Source organism: Streptomyces sp. NPDC088400 (genome assembly GCF_044753355.1).
In the GTDB taxonomy this organism is placed as follows: domain Bacteria; phylum Actinomycetota; class Actinomycetes; order Streptomycetales; family Streptomycetaceae; genus Streptomyces.
This window is the reverse complement of the sequence record NZ_JBIVMZ010000004.1, coordinates 607,519-624,460: the sequence shown is the minus strand read 5'-3', so window position 1 is coordinate 624,460 and position 16,942 is coordinate 607,519. Positions and strand designations below refer to the sequence as shown.

The 16,942-nt window shown below is 70.0% G+C and carries 13 protein-coding genes; 6 read left to right on the top strand and 7 right to left on the bottom strand.

All coding sequences use genetic code 11. The features are described 5' to 3' along the window. A partial coding sequence (gene dnaE / locus ACIQD6_RS14050; protein WP_401881691.1) for a DNA polymerase III subunit alpha occupies nucleotides 1–1,254 on the bottom strand: 1,254 nt, incomplete at its 3' end. Between the two features lie 319 nt (nucleotides 1,255–1,573). Between dnaE and ACIQD6_RS14045 the strand changes: the two genes are divergently transcribed. The 4 genes from ACIQD6_RS14045 (at nucleotide 1,574) to ACIQD6_RS14030 (ending at nucleotide 6,354) form a co-directional block, all read left to right on the top strand. Next, nucleotides 1,574–2,914, top strand: a complete 1,341-nt coding sequence (locus ACIQD6_RS14045; RefSeq protein ID WP_401881690.1) for a DUF2252 domain-containing protein — start codon at nucleotides 1,574–1,576, stop codon at nucleotides 2,912–2,914. Nucleotides 2,915–3,023: 109 nt separating this feature from the next. Further along, the gene (locus ACIQD6_RS14040; protein WP_401881688.1) at nucleotides 3,024–3,707 is read left to right on the top strand and encodes a hypothetical protein; all 684 of its coding nucleotides are present in this window, start codon (nucleotides 3,024–3,026) and stop codon (nucleotides 3,705–3,707) included. 104 nt (nucleotides 3,708–3,811) lie between these two features. After that, entirely contained in the window at nucleotides 3,812–4,627 is an 816-nt protein-coding gene (locus ACIQD6_RS14035) for a DsbA family protein (protein WP_401881686.1), read from the top strand. 149 nt (nucleotides 4,628–4,776) lie between these two features. Continuing rightward, complete coding sequence (locus ACIQD6_RS14030; RefSeq protein WP_401881685.1) at nucleotides 4,777–6,354, top strand: protein kinase; 1,578 nt, start codon at nucleotides 4,777–4,779, stop codon at nucleotides 6,352–6,354. 102 nt (nucleotides 6,355–6,456) lie between these two features. Here the strand turns inward: ACIQD6_RS14030 and ACIQD6_RS14025 are convergent, their stop codons facing one another. Then, nucleotides 6,457–7,026 (bottom strand): dienelactone hydrolase family protein, encoded by a 570-nt coding sequence (locus ACIQD6_RS14025; RefSeq protein ID WP_401881684.1) that lies wholly within the window; start codon nucleotides 7,024–7,026, stop codon nucleotides 6,457–6,459. 58 nt (nucleotides 7,027–7,084) lie between these two features. Between ACIQD6_RS14025 and ACIQD6_RS14020 the strand changes: the two genes are divergently transcribed. Continuing rightward, nucleotides 7,085–8,194: a mechanosensitive ion channel family protein gene (locus ACIQD6_RS14020; protein WP_401881683.1), complete on the top strand. Its 1,110-nt coding sequence runs from the start codon at nucleotides 7,085–7,087 to the stop codon at nucleotides 8,192–8,194. 89 nt (nucleotides 8,195–8,283) lie between these two features. Here ACIQD6_RS14020 and ACIQD6_RS14015 read toward each other — a convergent pair whose 3' ends face one another. From ACIQD6_RS14015 to ACIQD6_RS13995, 5 genes are all read right to left on the bottom strand, one after another. Further along, entirely contained in the window at nucleotides 8,284–9,870 is a 1,587-nt protein-coding gene (locus tag ACIQD6_RS14015; protein WP_401881682.1) for a Na+/H+ antiporter, read from the bottom strand. A gap of 279 nt (nucleotides 9,871–10,149) precedes the next feature. Then, nucleotides 10,150–10,659: a GNAT family N-acetyltransferase gene (locus ACIQD6_RS14010; protein WP_401881681.1), complete on the bottom strand. Its 510-nt coding sequence runs from the start codon at nucleotides 10,657–10,659 to the stop codon at nucleotides 10,150–10,152. Beyond that, nucleotides 10,656–11,597: an RluA family pseudouridine synthase gene (locus ACIQD6_RS14005; protein WP_401881680.1), complete on the bottom strand. Its 942-nt coding sequence runs from the start codon at nucleotides 11,595–11,597 to the stop codon at nucleotides 10,656–10,658. The genes ACIQD6_RS14010 and ACIQD6_RS14005 overlap by 4 nt, the downstream gene beginning before the upstream one ends. 17 nt (nucleotides 11,598–11,614) lie before the next feature. Beyond that, the gene (gene lspA / locus ACIQD6_RS14000) at nucleotides 11,615–12,178 is read right to left on the bottom strand and encodes a signal peptidase II (protein ID WP_401881679.1); all 564 of its coding nucleotides are present in this window, start codon (nucleotides 12,176–12,178) and stop codon (nucleotides 11,615–11,617) included. A gap of 60 nt (nucleotides 12,179–12,238) precedes the next feature. Next, a complete protein-coding gene (locus ACIQD6_RS13995; RefSeq protein WP_401881678.1) occupies nucleotides 12,239–13,165 on the bottom strand; it encodes a TraR/DksA family transcriptional regulator in 927 nt (308 codons plus the stop codon). 568 nt (nucleotides 13,166–13,733) lie between these two features. Here ACIQD6_RS13995 and ileS point away from each other — a divergent pair. Beyond that, nucleotides 13,734–16,871, top strand: a complete 3,138-nt coding sequence (gene ileS / locus ACIQD6_RS13990) for an isoleucine--tRNA ligase (protein ID WP_401881757.1) — start codon at nucleotides 13,734–13,736, stop codon at nucleotides 16,869–16,871. Nucleotides 16,872–16,942 lie beyond the last annotated feature (71 nt).

Here is a 16,942-nt window from a genome sequence, read left to right as displayed (position 1 = left end):
GACATCGGGCATCGAGATGCGCTCGGGGTTGAGGAACCGCTCGAAGATCAGCCCGTGCTCGATCGGGTCGAGGTCGGTGATGCCCATCGCGTACGCCACGATCGAACCGGCGGCGGAACCACGGCCGGGGCCGACCGCGATGCCGTTGTTCTTGGCCCACATGATGAAGTCGGCGACCACGAGGAAGTACCCCGGGAAGCCCATCTCGATGATGATGCCCATCTCGTACTCGACCTGCTTGAGCCGGTCGTCCGGGATGCCGTTCGGGTAGCGGCGGGCCATGCCGCGCATGGTCTCCTCGCGGAACCAGGTGACTTCGGTGAACCCGTCGGGCACATCGAACTTCGGCATCAGGTTGCGCTCTTCGAACCAACCCTCGGTGTCGATCTTCTCCGCCACCAGAAGGGTGTTGGCGCAGCCTTCCTGCCAGGCGTCGGAGGAGTCGATGGCGTACATCTCGTCGGTGGACTTGAGGTAGTAGCCGGTGCCGTCGAAGCGGAAGCGGTCGGGGTCGGAGAGGTTCTTGCCGGTCTGGATGCAGAGCAGGGCGTCGTGGGCGACGGATTCGTTGCTGTAGGTGTAGTGGGAGTCGTTGGTGACGATCGGCGGGATGCCGAGCTTCTTGCCGATCTCCAGGAGTCCGTCGCGCACCCGGCGTTCGATCTCGATGCCGTGGTCCATCAGTTCCAGGAAGTAGCGGTCCTTGCCGAAGATGTCCTGGTACTCGGACGCCGCCTTCACCGCCTCGTCGAACTGCCCCAGCCGCAACCGCGTCTGCAACTCACCCGACGGACACCCGGTCGAGGCGATCAGCCCCTCGGACCACTTGGCGATGGTCTCCTTGTCCATCCGCGGCCACTTCTGCAACCACCCCTCCGCATACGCGTCCGAGGACAGCCGGAAGAGATTGTGCAGCCCCGTCGCGTTCGACGCCCAGATCGTCTTGTGCGTGTAACCACCCGAACCGGACACATCGTCCCGCTTCTGATGCGGCTGCCCCCACTGGATCTTCCGCTTCACCCGCCGCGACTCCGGCGCCACATACGCCTCGATCCCGATGATCGGCGTCACCCCCGCCTTCTTCGCCTGATGGAAGAAGTCGTAAGCACCATGCAGATTCCCATGGTCCGTCATCGCGATATGCGACATGCCCATTTCCTTGCAGGCATTGAACATGTCTCCCAACCGCGCGGCACCGTCCAGCAGCGAGTACTGGGTGTGGACATGCAGGTGCGTGAACGGCGGCTTGGTCACGGCGGGGGCCTCCAGCGAACGTACGACACGGTGTTTTTCCGGGCGAAATCCCCGGGTCCTCAGTGCCGCGGACCTTCTGCGGGCAGACTGAGGGGACAGCATCGAAGTCTACGTCCCGGGACCGACAGCGGGCGGGCACTCGCGCCCGGCTCCATGCGTTGCCCCCTACTGAGGGGGGCTGAACAGAGGGACCTGACCCGGTCCGCGAGAATCGGGCGCGAGCCCCGAGGTTCAGCGTGGAGCGAGCGGGCGTGTCCGCCCCGTCCGCCCCGGCCCATTCCATCCCATCTCATTGCCATGCACCAGGAGGCACCCAGCGATGTCGGTCCCGCGACCTGTTGAAGCAGCTGACGAGCAGCGCGGCGAGGAGATACTCGCCGTTTTCGACACCGCGTTCGGTGAGCTTCTGGCAGCCGATCCAGCAGCCTTCCGGGTGAAGTTCCGGAAGATGGCGGCTTCCGCGTTCGCCTTCTACCGGGGCACCGCGTGCCTGTTCTACAACGACCTGGAGCGGGAGCGCGGCGCGGAAGCGGCCGGCGGTCCGTTCCTGGACGAGCGCACCGGCCGGGTGTGGATCCACGGCGATCTGCACGCCGAGAACTTCGGCACGTACATGGACGCCAACGGCCGGCTGATCTTCAACGTCAACGACTTCGACGAGGCGTACATCGGCCCGTTCACCTGGGACCTGAAGCGCTTCGCCGCCTCGCTGGCGCTGATCGGCTACACCAAGGCCCTCAGCGACGAGCAGATCACCGAGCTGGTGGAGATCTACGCGGGCGCCTACCGCGAGCGGATCCACGCCCTGGCCACCGGCGCCAAGAACGACGAGGTGCCGCCCTTCACGCTGGACACCGCCGAGGGCCCGCTGCTGACGGCGCTGCGCTCGGCCCGCTCGCTGACCCGCTTCGGGCTGCTCGACTCGATGACCGAGATCCGTGAGTACGAGCGGCGCTTCACCTCGGGCGGCGGCTCCGTCGAGCTGGACGCGGCCACCCGGTACAAGATCCTCGCGGCCTTCGACGGCTATCTGGAGACCTTGCCCGAGTCCAGCCTGGACCGCCCCGACTCGTACCGCGTGAAGGACGTCGTCGGACGGCGCGGCATCGGCATCGGCTCCGCGGGGCTGCCCTCGTACAACATCCTTCTGGAGGGCAACAGCGACGCCCTGGAGAACGATGTCGTGATCTACATGAAGCAGGCGCAGACCCCGGCGGTCTCCCGGCACATCACCGACGGCGCCGTCCGGGAGTACTTCCAGCACGAGGGCCACCGCACGGTGATCTCGCAGCGGGCGCTCCAGGCGCACGCCGACCCGTGGCTGGGCTGGACGGAGCTGGACGGGAGGGGTCAGCTGGTGGCGGAGATCTCGCCGTACGCCGTGGACCTGGACTGGTCGGATCTGGACGACCCGGAGGAGATCGCGGCGGTCGTCGCCGATCTCGGCAGGGCCACGGCCACGATGCACTCGGCGGCGGACGACGAGAGCGGTCATTCGCTGGTGCCGTTCTCCACGGAGCGGGCCATCGACGCGGCGATCGCGGCCGACGAGGACGGTTTCGGCCGGCTGCTGGTGGACTTCGCGCACCAGTACGGGGCGCGGGCCAGGGCCGACCATCAGATCTTCGTGGACCTGTTCCGCAACGGACGACTGGCCTGAGGAAGGCCTGAGGCCTCGAAGGCCACAGGAATCTGGAGGCTCCGCAGGCCCAGGGAGCCTCCGGATTCTTAGGGATCGTTTACCCGGGCTCGTGGCACACTCGGCGACGATGGACATATCCGGGACGCGGCTCAGGGCGGCGCGGGCGGCACTCTTCACGGCACTGGTCGTGACGCTGTCCGCGGGCTCCCATGTGCTGCTGTCCCGGGCCCCGCTCCCGTGGTCCGTGGTGGCCGGGCTGAGCGCGGTGGTGTTCCTGCTCTCCTACGCGGCGGCGGGCCGCGAGCGGGGCTTCTGGCGGATCGCCGCCCTGCTCGTCCCGCTGGAACTGGCCGCCGACACCGTCTTCACCAGCGGCCAGGCCGTCTGTTACGGACCGGCGGGCGGCCCCGTGTCGGGGCCGCTGCGCTCGGTCGGCCTCGATGTCCTGTGCGGGAGCGCTTTCGGTGCGCCGCTGCCGGGCGTGGATCCCTCCCAGGGCGCCGCGGCCGGCCTGCCGCACTCCCCCGACCAGGCACTGCCGTGGCTGCTGCTCGCCACCCATGTCTCGATCGGGCTGCTGGCCGCGCTCTGGCTGCGGCACGGCGAGTCCGCGCTGGGCGGGCTGGTACGGGCCGTGGCCGCGTTCGCGTTCCGGCCGCTGCTGATCGCGGTCGCCGTGGTGGGGACGGTCCGCGGTGCCGTACGGCGCGGGGCGTGCCCGGCGGGCCGCCCGAGGCTGTCCCGTACACATCTCCTCGTGCACTCCGTAGGACGGCGGGGGCCGCCGAGCCTCGCGCTCGGCGCTGCCTGAACCACTCGGCCCGAGTTCCGGGCCGGCCGGCAGCCCTTCCCTCCCCGTCCACCGCGTCAGCGGCAGCACGTCATCACGCACGTCTTCACACGGAGTGAACCATCATGAGCGCACGGAACAACCAGACCAACAAGGCCGCCGCCCGCGAGCGACTGCGCCAGGAACGCGAGCGTCAGGCGAAGAAGGACAGGATCCGCTGGCAGGTCGTCGTCGCGGCCTCGGTCGTCGGTGTCCTCGCGATAGCCGCCGGCGTGGGCTTCGCCGTCGTACAGGCCAACAAGCCCTCGCACTGGTCGGCGATGAAGGAGGAGAAGAACGTCGTCGCGCCGAAGAACACCGAGGGCACGGACGGTACGACCGTCGTCATCGGCAAGAAGGACGCCAAGAACACCCTCGAACTGTACGAGGACTCCCGCTGCCCGGTCTGCGCGAGCTTCGAGCAGTCGGTCGGCAAGACGGTCCAGAGCGACGTCGACTCGGGCAAGTTCAGGCTCAAGTACGTCGGTGCGACCTTCATCGACAACTCCGACAACGGCACCGGCTCGAAGAACGCCCTGTCGGCGCTGGGCGCGGCGCTCAATGTGAGCCCCGAGGCCTTCCTGGAGTACAAGAGCGCGCTCTACTCGAAGCAGTTCCACCCGCAGGAGACCGAGGACAAGTTCGCCAAGGACAGCTACCTGATCGAGGTGGCCGACTCGGTGAAGGAGCTCAAGGGGAACAAGGCGTTCCAGAAGGCCGTCACGGACGGTACGTACGACGCCTGGGCGATGAAGATGTCCGCCACCTTCGACAAGAGCGGTGTGCAGGGCACTCCGGCGCTCAAGATGAACGGCGAGACGCTCACCGCGGAGGGCAGCAAGAACCCGCCCATGACGGTGGCCCAGTTCAACGCCGCGATCGCCAAGGCCCTGAAGGCGTAAGGCCCCCTGAGGGGCATCCGTCGCCGGGCGGGCATGGCAGGTGGCCCGTCCGGCGGTTCAAGCCACCGCGCCCGTCCGGCGGTTGAGGGCGAGAGCGACAACCGGACCGCCCCGGTGAACCGACGTCGCCACCGCACTAAGGTGGCCCCATGCGCGCGGGGCAGGGCAGGACGATCGACGGCCGGTTCGAGTTGCTGGAGCGGCTCGGCGGCGGAGGCATGGGCACGGTCTGGCGGGCTCGTGACAACGCGCTGCACCGCGAGGTGGCGCTGAAGGAAGTCAAGGCGCTCGATCCCGCGGTGGCCGCCGCCAATCCGGACTCCTCGCGCGTCCTGCGCGAGCGGGTGCTGCGCGAGGCCCGCGCGCTGGCCAGGATCAGCCACCCCCATGTGGTGACCATCCACCACATCGTGGACGAGGGGCCGCATCCGTGGATCGTCATGGAGCTGTTGAGCGGTGTCTCGCTCCAGGACCGGCTGGCGCAAGGCCTGTTGGAGCCCGGGGAGGCGGCGCGGCTGGGCCGTCAGGTGCTCGCCGGGCTGCGTGCCGCACACGCCGCCGGGATCCAGCACCGCGATGTGAAGCCCGCCAATGTGATGCTGCGCGCGGACGGAAGCGCGGTCCTCACGGACTTCGGCATCGCCGCGCTGCACGGCTCGGCCTCGATCACCATGACCGGTGATCTGATCGGTTCGCCCGAGTACATCGCCCCGGAGCGGGTCAGGGGCACCGACGACAACCCGGCCTCCGACCTGTGGTCGCTCGGCCTGGTGCTGTACGTGTGCGTGGAGGGCGCGAGTCCGCTGCGCCGCGCCACGTCGCTGGCCACACTCGCGGCCGTACTGGACGAGCCGGTGCCACCGCCCGTACGGTCCGGGGCGCTCGAACCCGTACTGAACGCCCTGCTCGTACGGGACCCCTCGGCGAGGCCCGACGCGCAGGAACTGGACAGGATGCTGGCCCAGGCCGAGTCGGGCGGCGCGCCGGACGGGCCGTGGCGGACGGACCGGTCGGGGCCGGCGGACCGGTCGGGGCAGGCGGTCGTCCCCACCCCGCCTGCGGCCTGGAACACCACGGCCCGGCTGCCCCTACCACCGCCGACCCAGCTGGACAGCCCGCGGCCGACTCCGGTGCACGCCGTCCAGGCTCCCGGGCCGGAGTACGGGACCGCACCGGCGGCCGAGCCGCGGAACCCGTCCGCCCGGCGCCGTACTCCGAGGATCGTCGCGGCGGTCGCGGTGGCCGTGGCGATCGTCGCGGCGACGGCGCTGGCCCTGACTCTGCGGGACTCCGGCGGGGAAGGCGCGACGGGCGCCGGAGCCGGGTCCGGAGCGACCGACACCTCGCCGACCGGCCCCACGGATTCCCCGAGCCCGTCCGACAGCTCCGCGTCCACGGAGCCCGGCTGGGTCGTCCAGCTGGCCTCCATAAGCAAGGCGAAGGGCGTGGCCGCACGCGACCGCCAGGAGAAGGCGCTGCGCGACGCGGGCATCGACAATGTCCAGTACGTGGACAGCGACCTGCACGCCTCGCTGACGGCAGGCTACTGGGTGTTCTACGTCCCCGGCTTCGTGGACGGCTACGGCGCTGTCGACTGGTGCGGGATCAAGGGCATGGCCAAGGAGGCCTGCTTCGGCCGCTACGTCAGCGACAGCGCCGCCGACCGCCACTACCTGTGCAACCCGGCCGCGGACGGCAGTACGACGGGCCGCTGCACCCGGTCCTGAGCTGCACCCGATCCTGAGCTGCACCCGATCCTGACCTACGAGTGTCGCGGCACCGGTGCCGCGACTCCGGCACGCGTCGGGCCCAGCGCGTACCGGGCCGGCTCAGAGCGTGTCGATGAAGGCGAGCGCCGTCCGCCAGGTCTCCTCCGCGGACGTCTCGTCGTAGTCCGGCAGCTCCGGGTCGGTGTACAGATGCCCGGCTCCCGGATAGCGGTAGACCTCCACATCGGCCCCGGCCCGCCGCATCCGCAGGTACCACGCCGTCAGCCAGTCGTGCGGCTCGAACGGGTCCGGGTCCGCCACATGCAGCTGTACGGGCAGCTCGTCCACGGACGCGTCCTCCGCGATGTCGGACGTGCCGTGCAACAGCAGCAGCCCCCGGGCCTTCGCGTCCCCCAGCGCCAGATTCTGCGCGATGGAGCCACCGAGCGAGAAGCCCGCGTACACCAGACCGCGTTCGGAGTACGGCGCGGCGGCCAGGACCGCGCGCCGCAGCAGCTCGTCCTTGCCGATCTTGTCCTTCAGCTCCATGCCCGCCTCCACCGTGTCGGCGGTTTGTCCCTCGAAGAGGTCGGGCACCCGCACGTCGTGGCCGGCGGCACGCAGCCGGTCGGCCGCCGCGTGCACGGCCGGGCGAAGGCCGTAGACGGAGTGGAAAAGCATGATGTCCATCCGGCCATCCTGCCAGCACCGCCCGTTTCGGAACGATCGAGGGAGCCGTCGGCGAACCATGGAGAACGTACTGCGCCCATTGACCGTGCTCGGTGGTTCGGTCCTGCTCACCGTGGCGCTCGGCTGGGCCGTCGACCTGCTGCTGCGCCGCGCGGACGTGCGCCACCCCGAAACCCCGCTGTGGGGGCTGCTGCGCCGCTGCCGGCTGCCGTTGCAGGTGGTCCTGTTCACCGCCCTGCTGCGCGGCACCTACCGCGAGACCCGCTGGCAGATCATCGAGGACAACCGGGGCGAGATCGGGCAGGCGCTGTCCCTGGTGCTCATCGGTGCCGGCGCCTGGCTGGTCGTACGGATCGTGTCCGCCGTGGTGGAGTCGACGTACGCCCGCTACGCGTCCTCGACCCGTGACCCGGCCCGGCTCCGCCGTGTCCGTACGCAGGTGACGCTCATCATGCGGATCGTGACCGCCGTCGTCGTGGTGGTGGCGGTGGCCGCGATCCTGCTCACCTTCCCCGACCTGCGGTCCATCGGCACCTCGATGCTGGCCTCCGCGGGCATCATCGGCATCGTCGCCGGTGTCGCCGCGCAGTCCACCCTCGGCAATCTCTTCGCCGGTTTCCAGATCGCGTTCGGCGACATGGTGCGGATCGGCGACACGGTGGTGGTGGACGGCGAGTGGGGCGTGATCGAGGAGGTCACACTCACCTTCCTCGCCGTACGGACCTGGGACGAGCGGCGCATCACGATGCCGGTGTCGTACTTCACCAGCAAGCCGTTCGAGAACTGGTCGCGCGGCGGCGCCCAGATGACCGGCACGGTCTTCCTCCAGCTGGACCATTCCGCGCCGGTGCCGCTGATGCGCGAGAAGCTGCACCAGATCCTGATGGAGTGCGCGGCCTGGGACGGCCGCGACTGGAGCCTGGCCGTCACGGACACCACCCCCAGCACGATGGAGGTACGCGCGGTCGTCACGGCCAAGGACGCCGACGACATCTGGACGGCCCGCTGCACCGTACGGGAGCAGCTGCTGGCATGGCTGACCGAGCATCATCCGTACGCCCTGCCGAAGATCACCACGGCTCCCGCCGAGAAGATCCCGCCGCAGGGACGGCTCCCGTCGCCCGCGTTCGAGGACGACGCCGACCAGCCGCGCACCGGCCGCGGCTGAGGAGCCGGACCCGGGCACTGCCGCGCCGCGTGACTCCGGTCAGTGATGGTCAATGGGTGTCAGTGGTGGTCAGTGAGTGTCAGTGGTGGTCAGTGCATGCTGCGTACGTCCAGCTGCCGCAGGACGCGGTCCACCACCTCGGGGTCGGCACCCGGTTCGTTGCGGGCCGAGAGGACCTCGTGCCGGGCCGCCGACATCATCTCGCGCTGGATCCGCTGGACTATCTTGACGCGGTCCACGCGCTTGGCGACCCACTCGCGCCGTTCGTCGTCCGCCAGGTCGGGGCTGATCCGCAGCCCGATGTCGACCGCTCCGCGCAGCAGCCGCTCGCTGATCTCCTCCGGCAGCTCCTCGACGTCCTCGATCTCCTTGAGGCGCCCCTTGGCCGCCTTGGCAGCGCGCAGGGCGAGCGCGTGCTCCAGCTCGTGCTCCGCGTTGGTGTCCGCCCGCACCCCGAGCTTCCGTACCAGCCAGGGCAGGGTCAGTCCCTGGACGACCAGCGTGGCCATGATCACTGCGAACGCGATGAAGATGATCTCTTCCCGGCCCGGGAACGGGTCCCCGTTCTCGGTCTCCAGCGGGATCGCCAGCGCCAGCGCGACCGAGGCCACCCCGCGCATCCCCGCCCACCACATGACGACGGTCTCGCGCCAGCTGGTCGGGATCTCCTCGTCGTAGTCGCGGAGCTTGTGCATCCGCTTGGCCAGCCAGGTCGCCGGCAGCAGCCACAGCAGCCGTACGAACACGACGACGCCGACGACCGCCGCGCCCCAGCCGAGCATCTCGGGCACCCGGCCGCTGGCCGCGCCGAAGGCGTTGTGGAGCTCCAGGCCGATGAGACCGAAGGCGACACCGGTCACCAGCGTGTCGACCACCTGCCAGAAGGAGTTGCCGGCCAGCCGTCCCATGACGTCGTCGGCGTCCGCCGTGTGGGTGGCGAGGAAGAGCGCGGTGGTCAGGACGGCGAGCACACCCGAGCCGTGTAGCTCCTCCGCCAGCACGTAGCTGACGAACGGCACCAGGAGCGACAGACCGATCTGGAGGGTCGCGTCGCCCAGCAGCGACATCAGCTTGTTGGTGAGCCAGCCGAGCGCGAGTCCCATCGCCACGGCCACCACCGCGGAGAGTACGAGGGACCCGACCGCGCCCGGCCAGGAGAACGTCCCGCTGACGGCCGCCGCGATCGCCACGTGGTAGAGCACGATCGCGGTGACGTCGTTGAAGAGCCCCTCGCCCTCCAGGATCGAGACCAGCCGCCGGGGCAGCCCGAGGGAACCGGCGACGGCGGTGGCGGCCACCGGGTCGGGCGGCGCGACGAGCGCGCCCAGCGCGACCGCGGCGACGATCGGCAGGCCCGGCACGATGGAGTTGGCCACCACGGCCACGGCCGCCGTCGTCACGAAGACCAGGGCGACCGCCAGCAGGAAGATGGGGCGCAGATTCGCCGCGAACTGCCGCCAGGAGGTGCGTTGCACCGCCGCGTACAGCAGCGGTGGCAGCAGCAGCGGAAGAATGAAGTCCGGCGGCACCTGGACGTTCGGTACGAACGGCAGCAGCGCCAGGACGATCCCCACGATCGTCATCAGCACCGGAGAGGGCAACCCCAGCCGGTCCCCCAGCGGCACAGTGAGCACCGCCCCGAGCAACAGTGCGATCAGTAGTGCCAACTGGTCCACGGTGGGCCCTCCGGTGGTCGAAAGCCTTGACGGCAGACACGGGTGATCAAGGCCTCAAGCCTTTCACGCGCGTTCTCGCAATCCGGCCAGGGGGTGACCGGAACCGACCAGACCCGACCGGAGTCGCGCCATTTCCGACTCTTCGGAGCCCGTTCCGTCTCTTCGAAGCACGGGCCCTGTCGACCCGGCACGACCGACTCGGCACGACCGTCTCAGAGCGACGGACAACCAGCGACGAGCAACCAGCGACGAGTGACCGACTGACGCTCCGCGCTCCGCTCAGAGCACCCGGCGCATCGCCCGGTGGTCCATACCCGCGTCCAGGAATTCGGGGCCGTACGCCTCGTACCCGAGCCGCTCGTAGAAGCCCAGCGCGTACGACTGCGCGTGCAGATCCATCGCCGCGAGCCCGCGCACGCGCGCCGCGTCCTCGACGGCCCGCACCAGCGCGGCGCCGATGCCCAGGCCACGCGCCGCGGCGGCGACCGCCAGCCGTCCCAGCGAGCCGACGCCCGGATCCCCGCCGGTCCGGTCGGCCGCGCCGGGCCCGTACAGCAGCCGCGCGGTTCCCAGCGGCACCCCGTCGTCGCGGACGGCCAGCACCTGTACGGCGTGCCCGTCACGGCCGTCGTACTCCAGCTCCTCGGAGACGCCCTGCTCGACGACGAAGACCTCTCGACGGACCGCGAAGCACGCCGCGATGTCCGCCGCGTCCGTCGCGACCCGTACCGCACAGCCGAGGCCGCCCCCGGAACCGGAACCCCCGGTCCCTGCCCCCACCACGCTCATGCGTTGCTTTCCGCCCGGACCTTGTCCAGAGCGCTCTGCAGGTCCTCCGGATACGAGCTCTCGAACTCCACCCACCGCCCGTCCGACGGGTGCTCGAAGCCCAGGCGCATCGCGTGCAGCCACTGGCGGGTCAGTCCCAGCCGCTTCGCCAGCGTCGGATCGGCGCCGTACGTCAGGTCGCCCACGCACGGATGCCGGTGGGCCGACATGTGCACCCGGATCTGGTGCGTACGGCCCGTCTCCAGCTTGATGTCCAGCAGCGACGCCGACCGGAACGCCTCGATCAGGTCGTAGTGCGTGACCGACGGCTTGCCCTCGGCGGTGACCGCCCACTTGTAGTCGTGGTTCGGGTGGCGGCCGATCGGCGCGTCGATCGTCCCGCTCATCGGGTCCGGGTGCCCCTGCACCAGCGCGTGGTAGCGCTTGTCGACGACGCGCTCCTTGAACTGCGCCTTGAGCAGCGTGTAAGCGCGCTCCGACTTGGCCACGACCATCAGCCCGGAGGTCCCGACATCGAGCCGGTGCACGATGCCCTGGCGCTCGGCGGCCCCGGAGGTCGAGATGCGGTAACCGGCCGCGGCCAGGCCGCCGATGACCGTCGTACCGCTCCAGCCGGGGCTCGGGTGCGCGGCCACCCCGACGGGCTTGACGATCACCACGATGTCGTCGTCGTCGTGCACGATCTCCATGCCCTCGACGGGCTCGGCCACGATCTGTACGGGCGCGGCCGCCGCGGGCATCTCCACCTCGAGCCAGGCCCCGCCGTTCACCCGCTCGGACTTCCCGACGACGGAGCCGTCGACCAGGACCTTCCCGGAAGCGGCCAGCTCGGCCGCCTTCGTACGGGAGAACCCGAACATACGGGCTATGGCGGCGTCGACGCGCTCGCCCTCCAGGCCATCGGGCACGGGCAGCGTTCTGATCTCGGGAAAGCTCACCCGTCGAGTATGCCTTGTCAATCCTTGTGGACAGTCCCGTCGGGGTCCAGGCCCCGGAACGACAGCACCACGATGAGGATGCCGCCGCAGACGACCGCGGAGTCCGCGAGATTGAACACGGCGAAGTGCGCGGGCGCGATGAAGTCCACCACGGCGCCCCGGAAGACGCCGGGCGAGCGGAAGATCCGGTCGGTGAGGTTACCGAGTGCGCCACCGAGCAGCAGACCGAGCGCGAACGCCCAGGGCAGGCTGTAGAGCTTGCGCGCCAGCCGGGCGATGACCAGGACCACGGTCGACGCGATGACCGTGAAGACCACCGTGTACGCCTCGCCCATACCGAAGGCGGCCCCGGGGTTCCGGATCGCGCGGAACTGCAGGAGACCGCCGATCACCTCGATCGCATCGTGGCCCTCGAGCTTCGCCACCACGAGCATCTTGCTGCCGAGGTCCAGCAGGTACGCCACCAGCGCGACGGCGAAGAGCACGGCGAGCCGCCGCTTCCCCTTCGGCTGCTCGGCGGGCGCCGCAGCCTCGTCGTCGTCCACATCGGGCGTACCGATAACGCGCTCCGCCTCTGCCACGTGAGTCCCTCAACCCTAGGTACCTGACTGAGCACGAGGGTACGTCACACCCGTACGCGATCAGCCTCGGCGTTCCTGCTTCTGCTTGTCCTCCACACACAGCGTGGCCCGCGGGAAGGCCTGCATCCGGGCCTTTCCGATCGGCTTGCCGCAGACCTCGCACAGTCCGTACGTGCCGGCGTCGAGCCGCTGGAGCGCCCGCTCGGTCTGCTCCAGCATCTCGCGGGCATTGGCGGCCAGGGACATCTCGTGCTCGCGGGTGATGTTCTTGGTGCCGGTGTCCGCGTCGTCGTCGCCGGCCCCGTCCCCGGAGTCCCGCATCAGCCCGGCCAGGGCGGCCTCGGACGAGGTGATCTCGGCGTGCAGCCGGGCGATCTCACTCTCCAGCTCGGCCCGCGCCTCGGCGACCTCTTCCGGGGACCACGGGTCCTCCTCGGGCCGTACGGCCAGCTCCTCGGGCGGCGTCACGCCGGCGCGCGCCGGGGGGACCGCCGTCGCGGCCACCGTGCCGTGCCGACCGGGCGCCGTACCCTTGCCGCCCGCGGTCTTCTTGGCTGCTCCCACCGTCTTGGCTCCCGTCTGATCCGCGGCCTCGGCCGCCCTCTCGGCCGCGGACGCGGCCTTCTTCGCAGGTGCCTTGCTCGCCGGCGCCTTCTTCGCGGCCGTCTTCTTCGCCGGTGCGCTCGTCGCCGCCGCTTTCTCAGCCGTCTTCTTCGCCGCCGTCTTCGTCGCCGGGGCCTTCTTGCCGATGGTCTTCTTGGCAGGCGCCTTCTTGCCCACAGCCTTCTTACCCACGGCTTTCCTGCCCACAGCCTTCTTGCCCACAGTCTTCTTGGCCGACGCCTTCGTCGCCGCGGTCCCGGCCGTACGCCCGGCCGCACCCTGGTCCGTACTTTTCGCCGCGCCGTTCGCCGTGGTCCTGGCCGCGTCCTCGGCCGCCGGTTCCGCCGCGGTCGTCTTCTTCGCGGCGGTCTTCTTCGCCACCATGGCCGCGGCCCCTTCACTTAGGGTGATCTTGCTCGCGAATCGTGCTGGGACGATAAATCGACATCAGCCCCGCGGCAACGGGGCACGCCGCCGGTTCCACCCTCCCCCGTTCCGTCACAAGACGAGCCTCCATCCGTTGTTCCCGGCTCCCCGCCCGGTAATCCGCCACCGGGCGGCCACGGAAGCCCGCGGGCCGCCGTAACCGTTCGTGTCAGACGCTCGGCCGTACGGCGCCTCCGGTAAACCGGTCGGCCGCCTCCCGCCCGGCCCCGTACACTGGCCCCAGCGAGAGGCGTGGATGGGGACGAGTAGCGTCGTACGCGGCCATGAGCGACCCGGGGACGGTGAGAGCCCGGGGGCAGAGCGCGATGTGAAGGATCACCCCGGAGCCGCCGGAAGAAAGCCCGGGTTCACCCCGGGTGAGTAGAACCGGCAGCGCGACCCCAACTGAGGGGGCCGCGGGCGGCGCACGTCCGGGGCCAAGGAGGGTGGTACCGCGGGAGCCCAGCTCTCGTCCCTCCGACGGAGACGACGCAGTTCCGCCGGAGGAAGCCGCCCCATGAAACCAGTGACATCGCCGCAGTACCGCCAGGTCCCCGCCCAGGTCGACCTGCCCGCACTGGAGCACGCCGTGCTCGATTTCTGGCGTGAGAGCAAGGTCTTCGACAAGAGCCTCGAACAGTCCGAGGGCCGCCCCGAGTGGGTCTTCTACGAGGGCCCGCCCACCGCCAACGGCATGCCGGGCGCCCACCACATCGAGGCCCGCGTCTTCAAGGACGTCTTCCCGCGCTTCCGCACCATGCGCGGCTACCACGTCGCCCGCAAGGCCGGCTGGGACTGCCACGGGCTGCCCGTGGAGCTGGCCGTCGAGAAGGAGCTGGGCTTCACCGGCAAGAAGGACATCGAGGCCTACGGCATCGCGGAGTTCAACGCGAAGTGCCGCGAGTCCGTCACCCGGCACACCGACGCGTTCGCCGAGCTGACGACCCGCATGGGGTACTGGACCGATCTCGACAACGCGTACTGGACCATGGACCCGGAGTACGTCGACTCCGTCTGGTGGTCGCTGAAGGAGATCTTCGGCAAGGGCCTGCTGGTCCAGGACTACCGCGTCGCGCCCTGGTGCCCGCGTGACCAGACCGGCCTCTCCGACCACGAGCTGGCACAGGGGTACGAGACGATCGTCGACCCCTCGGTCTTCGTCCGCTTCCCGCTGACCTCGGGACCGCTCGCGGGCGAGGCGGCGCTGCTGGTCTGGACGACCACTCCCTGGACCCTGGTCTCGAACACCGCCGTCGCCGCGCACCCCGAGGTCACGTACGTGGTCGCGACGAACGGCGAGGAGAAGCTGGTCGTCGCGCAGCCGCTGCTGGAGAAGGCGCTGGGCGAGGGCTGGGAGACGACCGGCGAGTCGTTCACGGGCCGCGAGATGGAACGCTGGACGTACGACCGCCCCTTCGGCCTCGTGGACTTCCCGGCCCAGGCGCACTTCGTCGTCAACGCCGAGTACGTCACGACCGAGGACGGTACGGGCCTGGTCCACCAGTCCCCGGCCTTCGGCGAGGACGACCTCAAGGTCTGCCGCGCGTACGGCCTCCCGGTCGTGAACCCGGTCCGTCCCGACGGCACGTTCGAGGCGGACATCCCGCTCGTCGGCGGCGTCTTCTTCAAGAGGGCCGACGAGGCGCTGACCGAGGACCTGCGCGAGCGGGGCCTGCTGTTCCGTCATGTGCCGTACGAGCACAGCTATCCGCACTGCTGGCGCTGCCACACCGCGCTCCTCTACTACGCGCAGCCGTCCTGGTACATCCGTACGACGGCCGTCAAGGACCGGCTGCTCGACGAGAACGAGAAGACCAACTGGTTCCCGGACTCCGTCAAGCACGGCCGGTACGGGGACTGGCTGAACAACAACGTCGACTGGGCGCTGTCCCGCAACCGCTACTGGGGCACGCCGCTGCCCATCTGGCGCTGCGAGGACAACCACCTCACCTGCGTCGGCTCGCGCGCCGAGCTGAGCGAGCTGACGGGCACGGACCAGAGCGGACTGGACCCGCACCGCCCGTACATCGACGCGGTCACCTTCCCCTGCCCCGACTGCGGGCAGACGGCGACACGTGTCCCGGAGGTGATCGACGCCTGGTACGACTCGGGTTCGATGCCGTTCGCGCAGTGGGGCTACCCGTACAAGAACAAGGACCTGTTCGAGAAGCGCTACCCGGCGCAGTTCATCTCGGAGGCCATCGACCAGACGCGCGGCTGGTTCTACACGCTGATGGCCATCGGCACGCTGGTCTTCGACAAGTCGAGCTACGAGAACGTGGTCTGCCTCGGTCACATCCTCGCCGAGGACGGCCGCAAGATGTCCAAGCATCTGGGCAACATCCTCCAGCCGATCCCGCTGATGGACCAGCACGGCGCGGACGCGGTCCGCTGGTTCATGGCGGCCGGCGGCTCCCCGTGGGCAGCGCGCCGGGTGGGCCACGGCACGATCCAGGAGGTCGTCCGCAAGACCCTGCTGACGTACTGGAACACGGTCGCCTTCCAGGCCCTGTACGCCCGTACGTCCAACTGGGCGCCGAGCGAGGCCGATCCGGCTCCGGCCGACCGGCCGCTGCTCGACCGCTGGCTGCTGAGCGAGCTGCACGCGCTGGTCGACCAGACCACACAGGCCATGGAGGCGTACGACACCCAGCGCACCGGCAAGCTGCTCTCGGCCTTCGTGGACGACCTGTCCAACTGGTACGTACGCCGCTCGCGCCGCCGCTTCTGGCAGGGCGACAAGGCGGCGCTGCGCACCCTGCACGATGTGATCGAGACGGTCACGCGGCTGATGGCGCCGCTGACCCCGTTCATCACGGAGCGGGTCTGGCAGGACATGGTCGTACCGGTGACGCCGGACGCGCCGGAGTCGGTGCATCTGGCCGACTGGCCGAAGGCGGACCTGCCGTCGATCGACCCGACGCTCTCGCAGCAGATGACGCTGGTCCGGCGCCTGGTGGAGCTGGGCCGCGCGACGCGCGCCGAGTCGGGCGTCAAGACCCGCCAGCCGCTGTCCCGCGCGCTGATCGCGGCGACGGGTTTCGAAGCCCTCTCCGCCGAGCTGCGCGGCCAGATCACGGAAGAGCTGAACGTCTCGTCCCTGGCGACGCTTTCGGAGGTGGGCGGCTCGCTCGTCGACACCACGGCGAAGGCCAACTTCCGTGCCCTGGGCAAGCGCTTCGGCAAGGGCGTCCAGGCCGTGGCCAAGGCGGTCGCCGACGCGGACGCGGCGGCCCTGTCCGCCGCCCTGCGCGACGGTACGGCCTCGGTGACCGTCGACGGCGAGACGGTCTCGCTCGCCCCGGACGAGGTGATCATCACCGAAACCCCGCGCGAGGGCTGGTCGGTCGCCTCCGACTCCGGCGCGACGGTCGCCCTGGACCTGGAGATCACCCCGGAGCTGCGCCGGGCGGGCCTGGCCCGTGACGCGATCCGTCTGATCCAGGAGGCCCGTAAGAACAGCGGCCTGGATGTCGCGGACCGTATCGCCGTGCGCTGGACGACCACGTCCGGGGCGACGACGGAAGCGCTGACCGAGCACGCCCCGCTGATCTCGGAGGAGGTCCTGGCAACGGACTTCACCGCGGGCGAAGCCGACGAGGCCTACGGAGCCCCGTTCACGGACGAGGGCCTGTCCCTCACCTTCCGCCTCCGCAAGGCGTAAGGCGTAAGGCCTCCGGCCTCCCTGTTACGGCCCGGCTCCCGGCACCACCGGGGGCCGGGCCGTCGTGGTTG

Bases quoted from the DNA above. Each gene is read 5' to 3' on its own strand.
- ACIQD6_RS14035 (WP_401881686.1), top strand. From the start codon at position 3,812: ATGAGCGCACGGAACAACCAGACCAACAAGGCCGCCGCCCGCGAGCGA.
- ACIQD6_RS14010 (WP_401881681.1), bottom strand. From the start codon at position 10,659: ATGAGCGTGGTGGGGGCAGGGACCGGGGGTTCCGGTTCCGGGGGCGGC.
- ACIQD6_RS14030 (WP_401881685.1), top strand. From the start codon at position 4,777: ATGCGCGCGGGGCAGGGCAGGACGATCGACGGCCGGTTCGAGTTGCTG.
- ACIQD6_RS14020 (WP_401881683.1), top strand. From the start codon at position 7,085: ATGGAGAACGTACTGCGCCCATTGACCGTGCTCGGTGGTTCGGTCCTG.
- ACIQD6_RS14040 (WP_401881688.1), top strand. From the start codon at position 3,024: ATGGACATATCCGGGACGCGGCTCAGGGCGGCGCGGGCGGCACTCTTC.
- ACIQD6_RS13995 (WP_401881678.1), bottom strand. From the start codon at position 13,165: ATGGTGGCGAAGAAGACCGCCGCGAAGAAGACGACCGCGGCGGAACCG.
- ACIQD6_RS14025 (WP_401881684.1), bottom strand. From the start codon at position 7,026: ATGGACATCATGCTTTTCCACTCCGTCTACGGCCTTCGCCCGGCCGTG.
- ACIQD6_RS14045 (WP_401881690.1), top strand. From the start codon at position 1,574: ATGTCGGTCCCGCGACCTGTTGAAGCAGCTGACGAGCAGCGCGGCGAG.